The 18,683-nt window shown below is 71.4% G+C and carries 19 protein-coding genes; 7 read left to right on the forward strand and 12 right to left on the reverse strand.

Features of this window, described 5'->3' with window-relative positions; genetic code table 11:
- Positions 1-153: 153 nt before the first annotated feature.
- Genes ykgO through ACTIF1_RS21450 form a run of 5 tightly spaced genes read right to left on the reverse strand, consistent with a single transcriptional unit; the run spans position 154 to position 5,837 of the window.
- Complete coding sequence (gene ykgO / locus ACTIF1_RS21430; RefSeq protein WP_168050529.1) at positions 154-279, reverse strand: type B 50S ribosomal protein L36; 126 nt, start codon at positions 277-279, stop codon at positions 154-156.
- 55 nt (positions 280-334) lie between these two features.
- On the reverse strand, positions 335-1,576 hold the full coding sequence (acdA, locus tag ACTIF1_RS21435; protein WP_439598500.1) for a 3-sulfinopropanoyl-CoA desulfinase: 1,242 nt from the start codon (positions 1,574-1,576) through the stop codon (positions 335-337).
- Positions 1,573-2,238 carry a DUF533 domain-containing protein gene (locus ACTIF1_RS21440; protein ID WP_439598501.1) on the reverse strand — a complete coding sequence of 222 codons (666 nt, stop codon included), beginning with the start codon at positions 2,236-2,238 and terminating at the stop codon, positions 1,573-1,575. Before ACTIF1_RS21440 ends, acdA begins: the two co-directional genes overlap by 4 nt.
- A gap of 51 nt (positions 2,239-2,289) precedes the next feature.
- Complete coding sequence (locus tag ACTIF1_RS21445) at positions 2,290-4,809, reverse strand: AsmA family protein (RefSeq protein WP_439598502.1); 2,520 nt, start codon at positions 4,807-4,809, stop codon at positions 2,290-2,292.
- 47 nt (positions 4,810-4,856) lie between these two features.
- Complete coding sequence (locus ACTIF1_RS21450; protein ID WP_439598503.1) at positions 4,857-5,837, reverse strand: RluA family pseudouridine synthase; 981 nt, start codon at positions 5,835-5,837, stop codon at positions 4,857-4,859.
- Between the two features lie 78 nt (positions 5,838-5,915).
- Between ACTIF1_RS21450 and ACTIF1_RS21455 the strand changes: the two genes are divergently transcribed.
- The 3 genes from ACTIF1_RS21455 to ACTIF1_RS21465 are packed head-to-tail and all read left to right on the forward strand — an operon-like array spanning position 5,916 to position 9,285.
- Positions 5,916-7,061 (forward strand): acyl-CoA dehydrogenase family protein, encoded by a 1,146-nt coding sequence (locus tag ACTIF1_RS21455; RefSeq protein ID WP_439598504.1) that lies wholly within the window; start codon positions 5,916-5,918, stop codon positions 7,059-7,061.
- A complete protein-coding gene (locus ACTIF1_RS21460) occupies positions 7,058-8,260 on the forward strand; it encodes a CaiB/BaiF CoA transferase family protein (protein WP_439598505.1) in 1,203 nt (400 codons plus the stop codon). The genes ACTIF1_RS21455 and ACTIF1_RS21460 overlap by 4 nt, the downstream gene beginning before the upstream one ends.
- The gene (locus ACTIF1_RS21465; protein WP_439598506.1) at positions 8,257-9,285 is read left to right on the forward strand and encodes an acyl-CoA dehydrogenase family protein; all 1,029 of its coding nucleotides are present in this window, start codon (positions 8,257-8,259) and stop codon (positions 9,283-9,285) included. The genes ACTIF1_RS21460 and ACTIF1_RS21465 overlap by 4 nt, the downstream gene beginning before the upstream one ends.
- Before the next feature lies 1 nt (position 9,286).
- Here ACTIF1_RS21465 and ACTIF1_RS21470 read toward each other — a convergent pair whose 3' ends face one another.
- Together ACTIF1_RS21470 and ACTIF1_RS21475 are read right to left on the reverse strand one after the other, a co-directional pair.
- Positions 9,287-9,640: a fluoride efflux transporter FluC gene (locus tag ACTIF1_RS21470; RefSeq protein ID WP_439598507.1), complete on the reverse strand. Its 354-nt coding sequence runs from the start codon at positions 9,638-9,640 to the stop codon at positions 9,287-9,289.
- 112 nt (positions 9,641-9,752) lie between these two features.
- Positions 9,753-11,084 (reverse strand): replication-associated recombination protein A, encoded by a 1,332-nt coding sequence (locus tag ACTIF1_RS21475; RefSeq protein ID WP_439598508.1) that lies wholly within the window; start codon positions 11,082-11,084, stop codon positions 9,753-9,755.
- An 82-nt stretch (positions 11,085-11,166) separates the two neighbouring features.
- On the opposite strand from ACTIF1_RS21475, the gene ACTIF1_RS21480 reads away from it, so the two are divergent.
- From ACTIF1_RS21480 to ACTIF1_RS21495, 4 genes are all read left to right on the forward strand, one after another.
- Positions 11,167-12,144, forward strand: a complete 978-nt coding sequence (locus ACTIF1_RS21480) for a Bug family tripartite tricarboxylate transporter substrate binding protein (RefSeq protein ID WP_439598509.1) — start codon at positions 11,167-11,169, stop codon at positions 12,142-12,144.
- Between the two features lie 26 nt (positions 12,145-12,170).
- Positions 12,171-13,139: a Bug family tripartite tricarboxylate transporter substrate binding protein gene (locus ACTIF1_RS21485; RefSeq protein WP_439598510.1), complete on the forward strand. Its 969-nt coding sequence runs from the start codon at positions 12,171-12,173 to the stop codon at positions 13,137-13,139.
- A gap of 61 nt (positions 13,140-13,200) precedes the next feature.
- Positions 13,201-14,076, forward strand: a complete 876-nt coding sequence (locus tag ACTIF1_RS21490) for a DMT family transporter (RefSeq protein ID WP_439598511.1) — start codon at positions 13,201-13,203, stop codon at positions 14,074-14,076.
- The gene (locus tag ACTIF1_RS21495) at positions 14,073-14,513 is read left to right on the forward strand and encodes a thiol-disulfide oxidoreductase DCC family protein (RefSeq protein ID WP_439598512.1); all 441 of its coding nucleotides are present in this window, start codon (positions 14,073-14,075) and stop codon (positions 14,511-14,513) included. Before ACTIF1_RS21490 ends, ACTIF1_RS21495 begins: the two co-directional genes overlap by 4 nt.
- A 15-nt stretch (positions 14,514-14,528) precedes the next feature.
- Here the strand turns inward: ACTIF1_RS21495 and ACTIF1_RS21500 are convergent, their stop codons facing one another.
- The 5 genes from ACTIF1_RS21500 to rpsM all read right to left on the reverse strand — a co-directional run bounded on the left by ACTIF1_RS21500 (position 14,529) and on the right by rpsM (position 18,511).
- Positions 14,529-15,911 carry a calcium-binding protein gene (locus tag ACTIF1_RS21500; RefSeq protein WP_439598513.1) on the reverse strand — a complete coding sequence of 461 codons (1,383 nt, stop codon included), beginning with the start codon at positions 15,909-15,911 and terminating at the stop codon, positions 14,529-14,531.
- A 212-nt stretch (positions 15,912-16,123) separates the two neighbouring features.
- Positions 16,124-16,549 carry a 50S ribosomal protein L17 gene (gene rplQ / locus ACTIF1_RS21505; protein WP_216837925.1) on the reverse strand — a complete coding sequence of 142 codons (426 nt, stop codon included), beginning with the start codon at positions 16,547-16,549 and terminating at the stop codon, positions 16,124-16,126.
- Positions 16,550-16,671: 122 nt separating this feature from the next.
- Positions 16,672-17,685, reverse strand: coding sequence for a DNA-directed RNA polymerase subunit alpha (locus ACTIF1_RS21510; RefSeq protein WP_216837924.1), 1,014 nt, complete (start codon positions 17,683-17,685; stop codon positions 16,672-16,674).
- 42 nt (positions 17,686-17,727) lie between these two features.
- The gene (gene rpsK / locus ACTIF1_RS21515) at positions 17,728-18,132 is read right to left on the reverse strand and encodes a 30S ribosomal protein S11 (RefSeq protein ID WP_439598514.1); all 405 of its coding nucleotides are present in this window, start codon (positions 18,130-18,132) and stop codon (positions 17,728-17,730) included.
- 1 nt (position 18,133) lies between these two features.
- Positions 18,134-18,511, reverse strand: a complete 378-nt coding sequence (gene rpsM, locus ACTIF1_RS21520) for a 30S ribosomal protein S13 (RefSeq protein ID WP_216837922.1) — start codon at positions 18,509-18,511, stop codon at positions 18,134-18,136.
- Positions 18,512-18,683 lie beyond the last annotated feature (172 nt).

The raw sequence follows: 18,683 nt of genomic DNA on the forward strand, positions 1-18,683 counted from the left end.
CCCCCGGGCGCCGCGCCCCGGGGGCCCCCGGGGCGCGGGTGCCCGGGTGGGGCTTTACCGGGCGCGCCCCAAAATCGCGGCCCGCCCGGCGGGGGGGCCCCCCGGCGGGCCGCCACGAATCCGAACCACCCCTTCAGGGAAGGGGCCGCAGCTTCAGCCCTGGCGGGCCTTCAGCCGGGGATTCTTCTTGTTCAGCACATAGGTGCGGCCACGGCGGCGCACCACGATGCAGTTCTTGTCCCGCGTCTTGGCGGTCTTGAGGCTATTGCGGATCTTCATGGTCATGGTCCTGCGAAGGCGGGCGAAATAGGCGGCGGGTGGCGATGAGTCAACCTCAGTCGGCGGCGAGCTTCCCCGCGGCCCCCTCCTCCGCGATGACCCGCAGAAATCCGTCGCGGGTCTGCGGCAGCTTGCGGCCGAGGATCTGCTCGGCGACCTGGGTGCGCAGCACCTGGGCGGTGCCGCCGGCGATGGCGAACATGCGGGCGTCGCGCAGGTAGCGCTCCATGGGATTGTCCTTGGAATAGCCCGCGGCGCCCCAGACCTGCAGCGCGTTGTTGGTGACGCGAATCGCCATCTCGCTGGCAAAGACCTTGGCCTGTGCGGCGGCCAGGCGGTCCGGGAAGCCGGCCGGGCCGGCGCTGCGGGCGGCGCGATGCACCAGGGCGCGGGCGGCCTCCACCTCGATCGACATATCGGCCAGCATCCAGCCGAGTCCCTGGAATTCCGCGATCGGCCGGCCGAATTGCCGGCGGTCATTGGCGCGGCCGAGCGCGTGTTCATAGGCGCCGGCGGCCAGGCCGAGGGCGACCGTCGCGGCGCCGACGCGCTGGCCGTTATAGGCATCGATCAGCCGCCCGAAACCGCGCTGCCAGCCGCCCGGCGCGCGCAGCACCATGTCGTCCGCCACTTCCAGGTCCCGGAATTCCAGTTCCGCCTCCGGCATGCCGCAGAGGCCGAGGGAGGGGATTCGCCGGGACACGATCAGCCCCTCAGGACACCCGGCCTCATCGCGCACCACGAGGAAGCCGCCGATGCCGCGAAAAGCGCCGTCCTCCAGCACGCGGGCGAAGATCAGGTGTAGCCTGGAAACGCCGCCGCCAGTGATCCAGGTCTTGCGGCCATTGATCACCCAGCGGTCGCCGCGCTTTTCCGCCGTGGTCGCCATCTCGGTGGCGGCGGAGCCGGCCTCGGGCTCGGTGATGCAGATGGCGGGCTTGTCGCCGGCCAGCACCAGGCCGGCGGCCAGCTTCTTCTGGGCCTCGGTGCCATAGGCCATGATGGCGCCGACCGCGCCCATATTGGCCTCCACCGCGATCCGCCCGCACACGGCGCAGGCCTTCGAGAATTCCTCCACCACCAGCGCGGCATCCAGAACCGAGCCGCCGGGGCCGCCAAACTCGCGCGGAATGGTCAGGCCGGTGAAGCCGGACTCCGCCATGCGCTTCACCATCGGCCAGGGATACTGGCCGCTGCGGTCGGTCTCCGCCGCCTGGGCCGCGGCTTCCCGGGCCAATTCGCGGGCGCGGTCGCGCAGCGCGCGCTGGTCCTGGGTCAGCCCATCCGTGCCGGTCATGCCGCAAGCCTTTCCTCGATGGTGGAGGCCGCCTGGCGGTCCAGGCCGAGCGCCTGCCGCAGACGGTCCAGCCAGGCGCGCTCCGGCGCCGTGATCTCGTCCATCGCCGCCACCGCGGCGGCATAAAGCCGCGCCCGCATCATCGGGTCGGTCGCCTGTGCAGCCAGGGCCTCGGGCGTCAGAGGGTTTTCGAAATCGGCCAGGACGAAGTCGCGTTCCTCGGCATCCAGCCCGGCACCGTCCAGCTGTTCCGCGATGGCGCGGCGCTCCGCGGCCTCCACCACGCCATCGGCCTTGGCGGCGGCGATCATCGCGCGGATCAGCAGCAGGCCCTCGGCCTCCTCCACCGGCGGCGCTGCCTCGGCTTCCGCGGCCGGCTGGGTATAGGGGCTGGGCGCCGGCGCCGGGGCGGCGGTCCATTCGGGCAGGCGGGCGGAGCGGGCCGGGGGGGCGACCGTGCGGCCTCGGGGCGCCTGGCGCGGCGCGGGCGGGGCGGGCTGGCTGGGGCGGGACATCGCCTCGATGGCGACCGTCGCCAGCCGCGCCAGGCTGCGGGCCAGGGCGACATTGCCGCCGCCCATGGACAGGCCGGTGCGGCGGCGGCGGCGCGGCGGACGGGTGGCCCCGTTCAGCAGCGCGCCCAGGACGCGGTTCCAGTTCATCGTTCAACTCCCTGCCTTTTCCTTAGGCCGGAAGCCGCCACTTGGGAACCGTCAGCGGCCGAGCAGCCCGCGCAGCAGGTCGGCCGCATTCGGGGCGCGCTGCGCCGGCTCGGGCGCCGCCTCCGCCGCCGGGGCTTCCGGCGCGCCGGCGCTGGTCGGCGCCGGCCCCTCCGCGCCGCCGCGCGCCGCCGCCAGGGCGGGCTCGCAACTGCCGAGGGCGGGCGCCGCCGCGCCGCGATTGCCGGCGGCGCCCAGGATCTGCGCGAGGGCCTGCAGGTTGCGATCCGGCGTTTCCTGCTGCGAGAGGAAGGCGCCGATGCCCGCCGCCGCCGCCGCGCTGGGCTCCACGCCGACGCGCGGCGCGTTCCAGCGGCCGGCGATATTCACCGGCGCGCGCAGCGCGATGCGCGCGGTGCGCAGATCCGTCTGCAGCCGCACGGCCAGGGTCTCGTCCCGCATGTCGATGGTTCCGGGGCCGCCGACCCGCCCGAGCGCGCCCTCGGCATAGAGAGTCTCCAGCCGCAGCACGCCGCCGCCGGCGGGCGCCCGCAGCGCGAAGCAGCGCAGCGGAATGTCGCCATCGCCGGCGGGCAGCACGGCGCCGAGCACCTGCTGCGGCAGGGCGCGCAGCAGGCGGCGCGGCACGCTGCCATCGACCAAGGCGAGCCCCAGATGCCCGCCCGCCGTCGCCGCCACGGCGCGCAGATCCCCACCCTGCCCGGACAGGTCCGCATCCAGCTGGGCGCGGCCATTCAGCAGCGGGTCCCGCCCCGCCGCGCGGGACAGCGCAGCGAGGTCGAGGCCCGGCGAGCGCGCCACCACGCGCAGCTGCGGCGGGGTCTGGGTGGCATCGGCCTCGATCTCCAGCGCCAGCGGGCCGGCGGGTGTCTGGGCCGAGAGGGGCGCCAGCCGGGCCTTGCCGGCCTCCTGCACCAGCCGCGCCGAGACCTGCCGCCAGGACTGCCCGCCATAGGTGACGGCAGGGGCCGTCAGCCGGAGGTCGGCATCGAAGCCGCGCAGCGCCGCGAAGGGCAGCGGCGTCGCCGGGATCATCCGGCTGTCGGCCGGCGCCGGGGCGGGCGTGGGGGCCGGCGCCGCAGCGGTGCCAGGCGCCGCCGGGGCCGTGGGCGCCCTCGCCGCCAGCAGCGCATCGAGATCGAGGCGGGAGAAGGCCAGGCTGCCGGTGACATTGGTGCGCGCGCCGCCGGCCAGCGCCAGCTCGCCCTGCATCTCGGCGGCCGGGAGGCTGGCGGTCAGGCCGGTGAGGCGGGCGCCGCCGGCCAGCCCCGGGCCCGGCATCGCCAATTGCCCGGCGATGCGCCCGGCGCCGCGCAGGCCGAAGGGGGCGAGCTCCGCCGCCTCCGCCGTCACGGCGAGGTTCAGGCCTTGCAGGGTGCGCGGCTGGGCGATGGTCCCGCGGGCCGTGCCGGCGATCCCCTGCCCTTCCAGCCGCAGATCCAGCGGCAGCGGGCCGGTGGCGCCCGCCAGCAGCAGAGCGGGCGTGCCGGCGGTGCCGGCCAGGCGCAGCGGCTGGCCATCCAGCACCAGCTCGCCCGAGAGGGTGATCGGCGTCTCCAGCCCCGGCGCAGCCAGTTCGGCGCGGCGCAGGACCAGGCCGGGGCGCAGCGTGGCGAGATCCGATTCACCGGCCGCCAGCTTCAGGTCACGGATTTCGGACACCGCGCCGCCGGTGCCGGAGGCGGCGGCGGAGGCCGTCACCGCGCGCAGCGGCGGAAGGGTGGTGCCCGGCACCAGGGGAGCGAGCCGCGCGAGCTCCGGCACCTGCGCTTCCGCCGTGCCGGTCCAGGCCTGGCCGGTGAGCGTGCCGTTCACCTTCGCTTCGGCACCGGCGATGCCGAAGGTCGCGGTGATCGGCCAGGCCTCAGCCCCGCCGAAGGCCGCGAGGCCGCCGGTCTCGGCCCGCAGCGCAACGGCCTGCCCACGCAAAACCACCTCGCCCTGTGCGGTCATCCCGCCGCCGAGCGGCGCGGTGGCGTCGAGGCGGGTGATCTCCACCGTCTCCGCCATGCCGTTGCGGGCATCGCGCCAGCCGATGCGGCCGCGCTCCAGCCGCAGCGCGTCCACGCCAAGGGCCAGCGCCTCCCGCACCGCCTGTTCCGGGGCAGGGTCGGCGGGGGCGGCCTCGCGCGGGGCGCGGGCGAATTGCCAGTTGCCGCGGCCCTGGGCATCGACCTCCAGCAGCAGGTCCGGCTGCTCCAGCTCGATGCGGGAGATGCGGATCTCGCGCGACAGCAGCGGCAGCAGCGCGGCCTGCACCTGCACCCGGCTGGCGGTCAGCATATTGGGGCGGCTGGCGCCCTCGGGGTTTGAGAGGGCGACGTCGCGCAGCTCCACGGTGGGAACCAGCGACAGGGCGAGGCGCATCTCGCCGACGGTGAAGCTGCGGCCGGTGGCGCGTTCCACCGCGGACACCAGGCGGGGCCGCAGCGACTCGGCATCCAGCAGCAGCAGCGCGGCGCCGAGGCCGATCGCCGACAGGCCGATGACGACGGCCAGGAGGATCCAGGGCCAGCGGCGCCGGCGGCGGGGGGAGGCGGTGGGAGCGATCATGGGCGCCATCCTACCATCCCCAGGTCACCAGAATGCGGCCGCGCCCTTCAACTCACCCGGCGCGGCTTTGGCGTGCGCGGCGCCTCGAAGCCGAGAAAGGCAAAGGTCTCCTTCATGTGCTGCGGCAGGGGCGCGGCCACTTCCAGGTAGCCGCCGGTGGGATGCGGCAGGCGCAGCGCGCGGGCATGCAGGTGCAGCTGCGCGGGCAGCCCCTCCATATGCGCGGCCATGCCGCCATACTTGCCGTCCGAGACAATCGGGCAGCCCAGCGCCTCCGCCGCATGCACGCGCAGCTGGTGGGTGCGGCCGGTCAGCGGCTTCATCTCCAGCCAGGCGGCCTTGCGGCGCACGGCGTCCAGCGTGCGGAAATCGGTGATGGCATGGACGCCGTCATCGCCCTGCTCGGCCGGCGCCGTGCGTTCGCCGCGCGGGCCGCCCTGGCGGATCAGCGCCATGTTGATGCGGCCGGCCGGCGGGCTGGGCTCGCCGAGGACCACGGCCCAGTAGGTCTTCTCCACCTCCCGCGTGCGGAAGGCGGCGGCGAGTTTCGCGGCCGAGCCCACGGTGCGCGCCAGCACCAGCACGCCGGAGGTGTCGCGGTCGAGGCGATGCACCAGGCGCGGGCGCTCGGCGGCATCCAGCTGCAGCGCGTCCAGCATCCCGTCCAGGTGCTTGGTGATGCCCGGGCCGCCCTGCACGGGCAGGCCATGCGGCTTGTCCAGCACCAGCACCTCGGCATCCTTGTGGATGATCATCCGCAGCAGGGCCTTGGCGTCCCGCTCATCCACCGGTTTTGGCGTGCGCGGCAAGGCGGCGTTCGGGTTCTCGGCGATGGGCGGGATGCGGACCTCCTGACCCGCCAGCAGGCGGGTATTCGCCTCCGCCCGCTTGCCATCGACGCGGATCTGGCCGGTCCGCAGCATCTTCTGCACGGCGCCCTGGGTAAGGGCCGGCACATGGCGTTTCAGCCAGCGGTCCAGACGGGTGTCGCCCTCATCGGCGGCGACTTTCTTCAACTGCACGGTCATGCAACGGGCCATAGCACGGGATGGACAGTCGCGCAGGCGCTGGATAAAGGTCATGCAATTGACCTAAACGGGGGAAAAATGGCCGAGAGCCTGGATGCGCTGGACGAGGCGGCCTTCCGCACAAACGTCCGCGCCTGGATCGAGGCGAACTGCCCGCCCGAGCTGCGCCACCCGCAGCGCCGCCTGCATTGGCGGGACAATAAGCCCTGGTACCTGAAACTGTCCGAGAAGGGCTGGCTGGCGCCCGCCTGGCCGGTGGAACACGGCGGCATGGGGCTGGATGCGGCCAGGCAGCTGATCCTGATCGAGGAGCTGGAGCGCCATGGCGCGCCGCGGATCAGCGACATGGGCGTGCTGATGCTGGGGCCGCTGCTCATCAAGCACGGCTCCGCCGAACAGCAGGCGCGCTTCCTGCCGCGCATCCTCTCGGGAGAGGATATCTGGGCGCAGGGCTATTCCGAGCCGAATGCGGGATCGGACCTGGCGGCGCTGCGGCTGGAGGCGGTGGATGCCGGCGACCACTGGGTGCTGAACGGCCAGAAGACCTGGATCACCTTCGCCAACGACGCCAACTGGATCTTTGTGCTCGCCCGCACGGACAAGTCCGTGAAGAAGCAGGAGGGCATTTCCTTCCTGCTCCTGCCGATGGACAGCCCTGGCATCAGCGTGCGGCCGATCCTGAACCTCGACCTGCATGACGAGTTCTGCGAGGTCTTCTTCGACAATGTCCGCGTGCCCAAGGACATGCTGGTGGGCGAGGTCAACAAGGGCTGGACCTATGCCAAGGCGCTGCTGGGGTTCGAGCGCATCGCCATCGGCTCCCCCCGCCTCTCCGCCAACGGGCTGGCCGCCCTGAAGCGGCTGGCGGAGGCGATGGGGCGGGCGGAGGATCCGGCCTTCCTCGATCAGTATGCGCGCTTCCGGCTGGAGCTGGCGGATCTGAAGGCGCTGTACGAGCGGTACTCGGCGGCATTGAAACGCGGCGAGACGCTGGGGGCGGAGGTCTCGATCCTCAAGATCGTCGCTACAGAGCTGTTCCAGCGCATCACCGATGCGCAGCTGGAGATGGCAGGTGAGAACGCGGGGCTGCTGCATCCGATGCCCGGCCCGGCGCTGCATCCCGCCGGACAATTCCTGCTGGCGCGGCCCTCGACCATCTTCGGCGGCTCCTCCGAAATTTTACGAAATGTCCTGTCCCGCAGCCTTCTGGAACTTCCTGCATGAGTGCGCTCCCAAAAATCCGCGTGCTGGACATGACGCGCGTCTTCGCCGGGCCCTGGGCGGCGCAGATGCTGGGCGACTTCGGCGCGGAGGTGGTGAAGATCGAGCAGCCTGGCGGCGGCGACGATGTGCGGCGCATGGGGTTTCGCAAGACCGGGCCGGATGGGAAGCCGGTCGGGGAGACGTCGTCCTTCCTGGCGATGAACCGCAACAAGCGCTCCATCGCGCTGGATATCGCCAAGCCCGAGGGCGCGGCGCTGCTGCGCGCCATGGCGGCCAAGGCCGATGTCTTCATCGAGAACTTCAAGACGGGCGGCTTGAAGAAATACGGGCTGGATTACGCCTCACTGGCCGCGGTGAATCCGAAGCTGGTCTATTGCTCCATCACCGGCTTCGGCCAGTCCGGCCCCTATGCCGCCCTGCCCGGCTACGACCCGATCTTCCAGGCGATGTCCGGGCTGATGAGCGTGACCGGCGTGGCCGATGGCGAGCCGGGCGAAGGCCCCGCCGTGGTGGGCTACAGCGTGTCGGATATCAATGCGGGGATGTATGCCACCGTCGCCATCCTGGCCGCGCTGCATCACCGGGATACGGTGAGCGGCAAGGGGCAGCATATCGACCTGGCGCTGCTGGATGCGCAGGTGGCGGCGCATTCGCATATCGCGATGAACCACCTGGTCTCCGGCCGCATGCCGGTGCGGGCGGGCACGGCCTCGCAGATCAACACGCCCTGGCAGGCTTTTTCGACTGCCGACCGGCCGCTGATGGTGGCGGTGGGGAATGACCGGCAATTCGCCAATCTTTGCCAGGTGCTGGGCGTGCCGGCGGACCCGCGTTTCGCCACCAATCCGCAGCGCATGGCGCATCGGGACGTGCTGCTGCCGATCCTGCAGGACGCCTTCCTGAAACGGCGGGCGCGGGAGTGGATGGATGCGCTGAACGCCGTCGGCGTCTCCTCCGGCCCGATCAACGATTTCGCCGCGGTGGCGGAAGACCCGCAGATCCGGCACCGCGAGGTTTTTGCGCAGACGCCGGATGGCGCGCCGACCATCGCCAACCCCGTGCGCTTCTCCGACACGCCCGTCGCCTATACCCGCGCGCCGCCCAGGTTGGGGCAGCATACGGCGGAGGTGCTGTCCGAGTGGCTCGGCACGGAGGCCACGGAGGCGGAGCGGCTGGCCCAGGCGGGCATCGTCGCATGAGCATGGTCGAGATGATCCGTGACAGCGCCGGCGCCGTCGCCCCGCGCGGCGGCGACCTGTCCCGAGTCCGCGCGCTGCGCTTCACGCGGCCCGGCTTCGATGCCGCGCTGTGGCGGCAGATGGCGGAGATGGGCTGGGTCGGGCTGCGCGTGCCGGAAGAGCTCGGCGGCATCGGCCTCGGCATGGCCGAATACTGCGCGCTGGCGGAGGAGCTCGGCCGCGGCCTGGCGCCGGAGCCGCTGGTGCCGGGCGTGCTCTCGGCCGCGCTGCTGGCGGGATGCGGCGATACCACGGGGCTGGAGGCGCTGCTGGCCGGCGAGGCGTTGCCGCTGGTCGCCTGGCAGGAACGCGCCGACACGCTGGAGGCGCCGGGCACGCCGGATGCGGCGCGACTCTTCGTGCCGATGGCGGCCGGCGCATCGCGCTTCCTGCTCCCGGTGCGGGAGGAGGGCAGCCTCGCGCTGCATGCGGTGGAGGCGAAGCCCGAGATCGTCGAGACCCAGGATGGCGGGCACTACGGCACCGTCGCCGGCCCCGGCACCCGCATCGGCACACTGCCCGAAGCGGCGCTGGCACAGGCGCTGGACGAGGCGACGCTGGCGACCGCCGCCATGCTTCTGGGCGTGATGGAGCGCGCCTTCGCGATGACGCTCGACTACCTCCGCACCCGCCAGCAATTCGGCAAGCCGATCGGCAGCTTCCAGGCGCTGCAGCACCGCGCGGTGGATCTGCAGATCCAGGTGACGCTGACCCGCGCCAGCGTGGAGGCCGCGGCCGCCACGCTCGATGCCGGCGCGGCCCCCGCCGCGCGCCGCGCGGCCGTCTCGCGGGCCAAGGTGCGGGCGGCGGAGGCCTCGCTGCTGGTGACGCGCGCCGCGGTGCAGCTGCATGGCGCCATCGGCTATACCGACGAATACGATGTCGGCCTGTATCTGCGGAAGGCGATGGTGCTGGCGAACCAGTTCGGCAGCGCCGCGCTGCATCGGCGCCGCTTCATGGCGAATGCCGTGGATGCGGATGAATAGGCTACCGGCGGAATAGCCCGTAGGTCAGCGCGAAGGCGGCCAGGCCGAGGATCAGGGAGGCCGCGACATAGGCAGCGGCGAGCCAGGGGCTGCGCTCGAAGAGCAGCCCCGTCTCCAGGCTGAAGGCGGAGAAGGTGGTGAAGCCGCCGAGCACGCCGGTGACCAGCAGCAGCCGCAACTCCCCCTGCACGCCCAGCGCGGCCGCCAGGCCGATGGCGGCGCTGCCCAGGATATTCACGGCGAGCGTGCCCCAGGGAAAGGCCGTGCCGAACTGTTCGACGGCGAGCAGCGAGATGGCGTAGCGCAGGACGGAGCCGAGGGCGCCGCCGAGGGCGACGAGGAGGAGGTTTTTCACGCGGGCTGGGCCTCGGCTGCGCGAGGGCGATGATGCGCCTGCGACGCCGAGGCCCCCCTCACCCAACCCTCTCCCCCCGCTGGGGGGAGAGGGCTTTTGGTGCGTGACGGCTTCATCGCTTGCGCTTCCGCTTGCGCAGCGCATCCCATTCCGCCATCCGCGCCGCCACCGCCGCCTCCGCGCCGCGCTCGGTCGGGCTGTAGAAGCGCTGTCTCTGCATCCCCGGCGGCCAGTAGTCGGCACCGGAAAAACCTTCGTCGGCGTCGTGGTCGTATTCGTAGCCCTCGCCGTAGCCGAGCTGCTTCATCAGCTTGGTCGGCGCGTTCAGGATATTCGGCGGCGGCATCAGGCTGCCGGTTTCCTTCGCGGCGCGCATCGCGGCCCCGAAGCCGGCATAGAGCGCATTGGACTTCGGAGCTGTGCCGAGATGCACGACGACCTGCGCCAGCGCCAGCTCCCCCTCCGGCGAGCCCAGCCGCTCATAGGCCTCCCACCCCGCCAGGGCGATCTGCAGCGCCCGGGGATCGGCCATCCCCACATCCTCACTCGCAAAACGCAGCAGCCGGCGGGCGATGTAGCGCGGGTCCTCGCCACCCGTGAGCATGCGCGCGAACCAGTAGAGCGCCGCATCCGGGTCCGAGCCGCGTAGCGATTTATGCAGCGCGGAGATCAGGTTGTAGTGCTCCTCCCGATCCTTGTCATACAGCGCGGCGCGCTTCGCCAGCAGCGCGGCGAGCGCCGCGGGGTCCAGCGGCGGGCCGCCCGGCGGCAGGGACAGCAGTTGTTCCACCATGTTCAGCAGGTAGCGGCCATCGCCATCCGCCATGCCGGCCAGGCTGTCGCGCGCCTCCGGTGTCAGCGGCAGGGTGCGCGCCTCTTCGGCCTCGGCACGGGCCATGAGGTCGGCCAGCGCCGCCGCATCCAGCCGCTTCAGCACCAGCACCTGGCAGCGCGACAGCAGCGCGCCGTTCAGGGCGAAGGAGGGGTTTTCCGTCGTCGCGCCGACCAGCGTGACGGTCCCGTCCTCGACGACTGGCAGAAAACCGTCCTGCTGGGCGCGGTTGAAGCGATGGATCTCGTCCACGAAGAGCAGCGTGCCACGGCCATTGGACCGCCTGGCCCGCGCCTCGTCGAAGGCGCGCTTGAGATCGGCGACGCCCGAGAAGACGGCGGAGAGCGCGACGAAGGACAGGCCCGCCGCTTCCGCCAGCAGCCGCGCGATGGTGGTCTTCCCCACCCCCGGCGGCCCCCAGAGGATGATGGAGGAAAGACTGCCACGGGCCAGCATGCCGGTGACCGCGCCTTCCGGCCCCACCAGCTGGTCCTGGCCCACGACCTCCCCCAGCTGGCGCGGCCGCAGCCGGTCGGCCAGGGGGCGGGGGCCGGGCGGGGTGGCCGGGGCCTCGGCCGCGACGCTGCCGAAGAGATCGGGCGCTTTGCTCATCGGCCCATTCTAGCCCGATCCAGGGTGGCGGGAACCGGTGCGCCCGGGCATGTTGCGCGCAAGCAATGCGGAGGATCGCGCCATGACCAACCTCACCCGACGCGGCCTCGGCGCCGGCCTGCTGGCCGTGCCCTTCCTGGGGCGAGGCGCGGCGGCGCAATGGGCGCCGGCGCGGCCGATCCGCCTGCTGGCCCCCTACCCGCCCGGCGGCGGCGTGGACACCACCTCCCGCCTCCTGGCCACACCCATGGGGGCCTTCCTCGGCCAGCCGGTGGTGGTGGAGAACCGGGCCGGGGCCGGCGGATCCATCGCGGCTGCGGAGCTGGCGCGCAGCGCGCCGGATGGCCAGACCATCATGATCGACGCCCTGGCGCATACGGTGAACCCGCACCTGCTGCGCGGCCTGTCCTTCGACTATGCCACCGCCTTCACCCCGGTCAGCCAGGTGGTGGTGCTGCCGCAATTGCTGGTGGTGAACCCGGCCGTGGTGCCGGCGAAGACGCTGCCGGAATTCGTCGAATGGGCGAAGGCGCGAGCGGGCACGCTGTCCTACGGGTCCTCGGGCAATGCCACGGCCGCGCATCTGGCGGCGGCGCTGTTTCTCAACCGGGCAGGGCTGGAGATCCAGCACGTGCCCTATCGCGGCGGCACGCCGGCGCTGCAGGACCTGCTCGGCGGCGCCATCAGCTTCGTCTTCGGCACCGTCTCCTCCTCCCTGCAATTGGCGCGGGACGGGCGGCTGCGGGCGCTGGCCGTCAGCACCGCCACGCGCATCCCCAGCATGCCGGAGGTTCCGACCGTCGCCGAGCAGGGCTTTGCCGGCTATGAGCTGAACGAATGGAACGGCCTCTATGCCCCCGCCGGCCTGCCGCCGGCCGTGACGCAGCGGCTCTACGAGGCGGCCCGGCATGCGCTGGCCGATGCCAATGTCCGCGCGCGGCTGGAGACGCTGGGCGCGCTGCCGGTCGGCACCGAACCCCCCGTCTTCGCCCGCTATGTGGCGGAGCAGCGGGAGATCATGGGCCGGCTGGTGCGCGACGCGAAGATCGAGGTCGGCTGACCCAATTCCCTGACTGGAGAGACCCCATGCACCCGACCCGCCGCGCCCTGCTGGCCGCCGCCCCTGCCCTTGCCCTGGCGAGTCAGGCCCGCGCCCAGGCCGCCTGGCCGCAGCGTTCCATCCGCATGATCGTGCCCTTCGCCGCCGGCGGCGCGGCGGACAGCGCGGCGCGGGTGATCACGCCGCATATGGGGCAGAAGCTGGGACAGAATTTCGTGGTGGAGAACCGCACCGGCGCCAGCGGCAGCCTCGGCGGCGGGGAGATCGCGCGCGCCACGGATGGGCACAGCTTCCTGTGGGATGCCTCCTCCCACATCGTGAATCCCTCGCTGCTGCCGCGGCTGCCCTTCGACTATGCCACGGCCTTCACGCCGATCAGCCTGGTCGTCACCTTCCCCTCCGCCATCGCGGTGAAGAACGATTTCCCCGCGACCACGCTGGCGGAATTCGTCGCGGCGGCGAAGGCGCGGCCGGGGGCGATCACGGTGGGCACGCAGGGCAATGCGACCGCCGGCCACCTCGGGCTGGTGGCCTTCGCCAAGCGGGCGGGCATCGAGGTGATCCACGTGCCCTATCGCGGCGGCGCGGCGGCGGCGCAGGACCTGGCCTCGGGGGCCATCGACGCGGTCTTCACCACCCTCGTCTCCGCCGGGCCGGTGGCCGATGGGGGGCGGGCGCGCTTCCTGGCGGTGGGGACGCTGGCGCGGGTGGAAAGCCGGCCGGATGTGCCGACCATTGCCGAGTCCGGCTATGCGGGCTTCGAGTCCAATGAATGGGCGGGCCTGTTCGGCCCCGCCGGCACGCCGCCGGCCGTGGTGCAGGCGCTGTCCGATGCCTTGGTGGAGGCGGTGGCCGTGCCGGCCATCCGGGAGCGCCTGGTGCAGATCGGCTGCGTTCCCATGGCCACCCGCCCCGCCGACTTCGCCCGCTTCGTCACCGAGGGGCGCGAGAGCATGGCGCGCCTGGTGCGCGAGGCGAATATCCGCGCGGAGTGAGGCATCCGATGACCGCAGGGCGCAGGCCCGGCACGGGCCGAGCACCGGAGGTCTGAATCGGATGCCCAGACAGGCCGCCAACCGCAACCTCGCCGGCATCCTGCTGATGTCGGTGGCGGTACTGGGCTTCTCGCTGAACGATGTGCTCGGCAAATGGCTGGTCGCCACCTATGCCGTGGCGCAGGTGCTGGTGCTGCGCAGCCTCGCCGCCCTGCTGGTGCTGGCACCGCTGATCGCGCGGGAGGGGGCGGAGCACCTGCTGCGGCCGCCCCGCCCCCGGCTGCAGATGGTGCGGATCGCCTGCGGCACGCTGGAGGTTTCGGCCTTCTACTGGGCGGTCTCCATGATGCCGCTGGCCGATACCATGGCCTTCTGGATGGCCACCCCGATCTATGTCGCGCTCGGCAGCGCCCTGCTGCTGGGGGAGCGGCTGGAGCGCCGGCGCTTCGCGGCGGTGGTGCTGGGCTTCGTCGGCGTGGTGGTGGCCCTCGGCGCGGGGCTGGACAATGGCGTGCTGCCGACGCTGGTCGCGATCGGCGGGACCCTGCTCTATTCCGGCTATCTGCTGGCGACGCGGGAATTGCGCGGCACCTCCGCCACCGTGCTGGCCACCTACCAGATGGGCGCGGCGCTGATCCTGGGCCTGGTGCTGGCGCCCTTCGGCTGGGTGCCGGTGAGCTGGGTGGATGCGGGACTGCTGATGCTGCTGGGCGTGGTGGGGGTGGCGGCGCACCTGGCCGTCACCCGGTCCCTGGCGCTGGCGCCGGCGCCGGTCGTGGTGCCCTGGCAATATGCCATGATCCTCTGGGCCATCCTCTTCGGCTGGCTGGTCTTCGACGAGGTGCCGGAGCCGGGGATGCTGCTGGGGGTGGCCATCATCATCGGCGCGGGCTTCTGGCTGACGCGGCTGGAGTTGCGCGGGGCGCGGCGGCCATGAGCCAGGATCGCTGGGCGCCACGGCCGGTGCGGGATATCCCGGATGGCACCGTGCTCTATGACGGCGTCTGCGTGATCTGCTCCGCCGCCTTCCGCTTCGTTGCGGCGCGGGACCCGGCCGCGCGCTTCCGATTCACCGCCGTGCAGGATCCCCTGGGCCGGCGCCTGGCGGGGCTGCTGGGCATCGACCCGGTGATGCCGGAGAGCAATGCCGTGGTGATCGACGGCATCGCCTATATGAAGTCCGATGCGGCGATCCAGGTGCTGTCCCGGCTGCCGCGCCATGGCTGGGCGCGGCATCTGCGGCATGTGCCGAAGCGGCTGCGCGACTGGCTCTATGACCGCCTCGCCCGCAACCGCTACCGCCTGTTCGGGCGGACCGAGACCTGCCTGGTGCCCGGGCCGGAACTGCGGCGGCATGTGGCGCGGGAGGAGTGATCCAGCCGCCGCGGATCAGCCCCCTCGGCCCTCCAAGTACATGTAGCCGCCGAGCTCGATGTATTCGATGTTGCTGAACTCGATGATCTGGCCCTGCACGACGATCGTGCCTGTCGCGCCAGCGACCTGCAGGCGGCCATCGGGCAGGATCAGGGGCATCGGGCTGCCGGGCCGCAGAGCCATGGCGCCAAGCAGGTCCTGCGCCGTCGCGAAGCCGGAATCCTCCAGCCGCAGCGTGTCCACGCCGGTCCCGCCATCGATCGTGTCCGAGCCATCGCCGGACGACCAGATGATCAGGTCGGAGCCCGCATCCCCCTCGATGCGGTCCGCCCCGCCCTGGCCGATCAGGGTGTCGTTGCCCGCCTCCCCCGTGATCGCCTCGCCGATCGAGCGCCCGAGGATCAGGTCACGCTCCGCCGTGCCCGCCGCGACCGGCGAGAGGCGGATGCTCTCGATCCCGGAGAACTGGATCGTCTCGCCGCCGATGGTGAGGGTGCCCGCCCCCTGCAGCGAGATCTGGTCCCCGACGATTGTGGGGCGTGGACCGCCCTCGGCCATCTCGATGCCCGCCAGTACCTGCTCCAGCGGATAGGAGATGGGGAGGTTGAGCAGCAGCGTGTCGCGCCCATCCCCGCCCGAAACCCAGTCATTGCCGTCGCCGGGCGACCAGACGATGACGTCATCGCCCGCGCCGGCGGCGATCGTATCCTGCCCACCCGCCCCTTCGAGCGTATCGTCCCCGCCCTCCCCGGTCAGGATCTGGGCCCTGTCATGGCCGGTCCGGATGTCGTTGCCGGCGAAGCCTTCCAGAGATTCCACCGTGAGCTGGATATACTCGATCTGGAACAGGGAGAGCCGGGTGCCCTCGACGGTCAGCGTCGCCGCCTCGCCCTCCAGGACAATGCGATCGCCCTCGATCCGCGCGCTGCCGCCGGGCGCCATCTGCAGGCCGGCGAAGACATCCTCGAGCGAGACCTGCGCGTTGAGGGTCAGCCCCAGTGTATCGGTGCCCTGCCCCCCTACGATGGTGTCAGCCCCGTCGCCGCTGCGCCAGAGGAATAGGTCATTGCCCCGTTCGCCGAAGAGCAGGTCGGCGCCCTGCTCCCCGCGGATCACATCGTCGCCGCCGCCCGCGAGCACCGAATCGGCGCCTTCACCCGCATGGATGAAGTCCTGGTAGTCGCCCGTGACGATGCCATCGGCCCCGCCGCCGGCATTGATCACGTTCGCACGGTCGGTGCTGACGATGGTGTCGTCGAGGTTCGGCGGTTGCGGGCCATCCGGGAAGGCGTGCGGATTTGTCGCGATGATCAGGCCCGGGGGCACCCATCCGCCCGTTACCTGGTCCAGAAGATTGTCATTCAGCGTGCTGAGCCGATCCGCCGGTTCCTTCGCCATCCGCCACGCATCCCGCTGCATTGCCACCAGGCCACAACGCCCGTGCGCCGGCCTGCTGCGCGAACCATAGCGAAACCGGAATCATGGCCTCAACCCCGGATGAACCTATGGCGGTGACAGGATTTACCCATGGGTGGCACGCATGAAACTGGCGCCCATGAAAAAGGGCGCCTTGCGGCGCCCTATCTCTCGGCTCGGTAAGGGGGAGAGGCTTACGCCTCGTCCGCCTCGCTCGGCACCGTCTCCGGCCGCGGGCCGCTGTCGAGGCCCTTGGCCGCGACATCGCGCTCGATCAGCTCGATCACCGCCATATCGGCCGCATCGCCGTAGCGGACGCCGGCCTTCAGCACGCGGGTATAGCCGCCGGCACGGGTCTTGTAGCGATCCGCGATGGTGGAGAACAGCTTGTCGACCACCTTCGGGTCGCGGATCTGCGCATAGGCCTGGCGGCGGGCGTGCAGGTCGCCGCGCTTGCCGAGCGTGATGATGCGCTCGACATAGGGGCGCAGCTCCTTCGCCTTCGGCAGGGTGGTGGAGATCTGCTCGTGCTTCAGCAGGGCGGTCGCCATGCTGCGGAGCATCGCGAGCCGGTGGCTGGTGGTAACGCCGAGCTTACGGCCGGATACGCCGTGACGCATGGTCCTGTTTCCTTAGAGAACCCGAACCCCCGCCTCGGCGGGGACCCGGTGTATTTGTGCAGCGCAGTTTCACACTCTTAGTCGGGGAGCGTGACTGCCCCTCCGCCCGCCCGAAGCCGCCCTCAGAAGGGCTCTTCGAGCTTCTTCGCCAGGTCCTCGATGTTCTCGGGCGGCCAGCCCGGCACGGTGATGCCGAGGCCGAGGCCCATGGAGGCGAGGACTTCCTTGATCTCGTTCAGGGACTTGCGGCCGAAGTTCGGCGTGCGGAGCATCTCCTGCTCGGTCTTCTGAACCAGATCGCCGATATAGACGATGTTGTCGTTCTTCAGGCAGTTCGCCGAACGGACCGAGAGCTCCAGCTCGTCGACCTTGCGCAGCAGGTTGCGGTTGAAGGGGAGGTCGTCGCGGATCTCCTCCACCACACGCTGGCGCGGCTCCTCGAAGTTGATGAAGAGCTGCAGCTGCTCCTGCAGGATGCGCGCGGCGATGCCGACCGCATCCTCCGGCGTCACCGTGCCGTCGGTCTCGACCGTCAGGACCAGCTTGTCGTAGTCGGTCTTCTGGCCGACGCGGGTCGGCTGCACCTGGTAGGCCACGCGGCGCACCGGGGAGTAGATGGCATCGATCGGGATCAGGCCGATCGGCGCATCCTCGGGGCGGTTCTCGCTGGCCGGCACGTAGCCCTTGCCGGTGTCGACCGTCAGCTCCATGGACAGCTTGGCGCCGTCATCGAGCGAGCAGATCACCAGGTCCGGATTCGCGATCTCGATGTCGCCCGTGGTCTGGATCTGGCCGGCGGTCACCTCACCGGGGCCGGTCGCGGTCAGCTGCAGGCGCTTCGGGCCATCGCCCTGCATGCGCACGGCCAGCTGCTTCACGTTCAGGACGATGTCGGTCACATCCTCCCGCACGCCCTGCAGGCTGCTGAATTCATGCAGCGCGCCGTCGATGCGCACCGCGGTCACGGCCGCGCCCTGGAGCGAGGACAGCAGGATGCGACGCAGCGCATTGCCCAGCGTCATGCCGAAGCCGCGCTCCAGCGGCTCGGCGATCAGCGTCGCGAGCCGCGTCGGATCGGCGCCGAGCTCGACGTCCTTCTTGGTCTCGATCAGCGAACGCCAGTTCTTCTCGATCACGGTCTATTCCCCTGCCTGCACCGATGCACCAGCCGCGTCACATCAGACGCGGCGGCGCTTCCGGGGGCGGCAGCCATTGTGCGGGATGGGCGTCACGTCGCGGATGGCCGTGACATAGAAGCCGACGGCCTGCAGCGCGCGCAGCGCGGATTCGCGGCCCGAACCCGGACCGGAGACCTGGATCTCCAGCGTCTCCATGCCGTGCTCGCGCGCCTTCTTGCCGGCGTCCTCGGCGGCGACCTGGGCGGCATAGGGCGTGCTCTTGCGGCTGCCCTTGAAGCCCTGGCTGCCGGCCGACGACCAGGCGATGGCATTGCCCTGCGCGTCGGTGATGGTCACCACGGTGTTGTTGAAGGAGGCGAGCACATGCGCCACGCCGGAGGAGATGTTCTTCCTCTCCTTCTTGCGGGGGCGGGAGCCGGCGCCGGCGCGAGGTTCGCGAGCCATCTTACTTCGTCACCTTCTTCTTGCCCGCGATCGCCACGGCCTTGCCCTTGCGGGTGCGCGCATTGGTATGCGTGCGCTGGCCACGGACCGGCAGGCCCTTGCGGTGACGCAGGCCGCGGTAGCAGGCCATGTCCATCAGCCGCTTCTTGTTCATCGCCTCTTCACGCCGCAGGTCGCCCTCGACGCGGTATTCCCGGTCGATCAGCTCGCGCACGCGGAGGATCTCTTCGTCCGTCATCTGGTTCACGCGGCGATCCTCGGGGATGCCGAGCTGCTCGCAGATCACCTTCGCGTTCTGCGGACCGATGCCATAGATGTAGCGGAGCGAGATGAGCACCCGCTTGTTGGTTGGGATGTTCACGCCGGCGATACGCGCCACGGTGCCTCTCTCCTCGTCGGGTCTACGACCCGCTCCAAAAACTGGGCCTGCGGCCCGACATCAACCAGGCCCGCAGGGGCCCCGCCCACCCTGGGCAGGATCCGCGACTCTGCGGACCGGCCCAATCAGGCATGCAACGGCGAAGAGCGGCCGGAGGAACCTCCGGACCGCA

Origin of the sequence: Falsiroseomonas sp., from assembly GCF_051860665.1 — a bacterium.
GTDB lineage: Bacteria > Pseudomonadota > Alphaproteobacteria > Acetobacterales > Acetobacteraceae > Falsiroseomonas.

Coding starts and splice junctions, on each gene's coding strand:
- ykgO (WP_168050529.1), bottom strand. CDS start 279: ATGAAGATCCGCAATAGCCTCAAGACCGCCAAGACGCGGGACAAGAAC.
- acdA (WP_439598500.1), bottom strand. CDS start 1,576: ATGACCGGCACGGATGGGCTGACCCAGGACCAGCGCGCGCTGCGCGAC.
- ACTIF1_RS21440 (WP_439598501.1), bottom strand. CDS start 2,238: ATGAACTGGAACCGCGTCCTGGGCGCGCTGCTGAACGGGGCCACCCGT.
- ACTIF1_RS21445 (WP_439598502.1), bottom strand. CDS start 4,809: ATGATCGCTCCCACCGCCTCCCCCCGCCGCCGGCGCCGCTGGCCCTGG.
- ACTIF1_RS21450 (WP_439598503.1), bottom strand. CDS start 5,837: ATGACCGTGCAGTTGAAGAAAGTCGCCGCCGATGAGGGCGACACCCGT.
- ACTIF1_RS21455 (WP_439598504.1), top strand. CDS start 5,916: ATGGCCGAGAGCCTGGATGCGCTGGACGAGGCGGCCTTCCGCACAAAC.
- ACTIF1_RS21460 (WP_439598505.1), top strand. CDS start 7,058: ATGAGTGCGCTCCCAAAAATCCGCGTGCTGGACATGACGCGCGTCTTC.
- ACTIF1_RS21465 (WP_439598506.1), top strand. CDS start 8,257: ATGAGCATGGTCGAGATGATCCGTGACAGCGCCGGCGCCGTCGCCCCG.
- ACTIF1_RS21475 (WP_439598508.1), bottom strand. CDS start 11,084: ATGAGCAAAGCGCCCGATCTCTTCGGCAGCGTCGCGGCCGAGGCCCCG.
- ACTIF1_RS21480 (WP_439598509.1), top strand. CDS start 11,167: ATGACCAACCTCACCCGACGCGGCCTCGGCGCCGGCCTGCTGGCCGTG.
- ACTIF1_RS21485 (WP_439598510.1), top strand. CDS start 12,171: ATGCACCCGACCCGCCGCGCCCTGCTGGCCGCCGCCCCTGCCCTTGCC.
- ACTIF1_RS21490 (WP_439598511.1), top strand. CDS start 13,201: ATGCCCAGACAGGCCGCCAACCGCAACCTCGCCGGCATCCTGCTGATG.
- ACTIF1_RS21495 (WP_439598512.1), top strand. CDS start 14,073: ATGAGCCAGGATCGCTGGGCGCCACGGCCGGTGCGGGATATCCCGGAT.
- ACTIF1_RS21500 (WP_439598513.1), bottom strand. CDS start 15,911: ATGGCGAAGGAACCGGCGGATCGGCTCAGCACGCTGAATGACAATCTT.
- rplQ (WP_216837925.1), bottom strand. CDS start 16,549: ATGCGTCACGGCGTATCCGGCCGTAAGCTCGGCGTTACCACCAGCCAC.
- rpsK (WP_439598514.1), bottom strand. CDS start 18,132: ATGGCTCGCGAACCTCGCGCCGGCGCCGGCTCCCGCCCCCGCAAGAAG.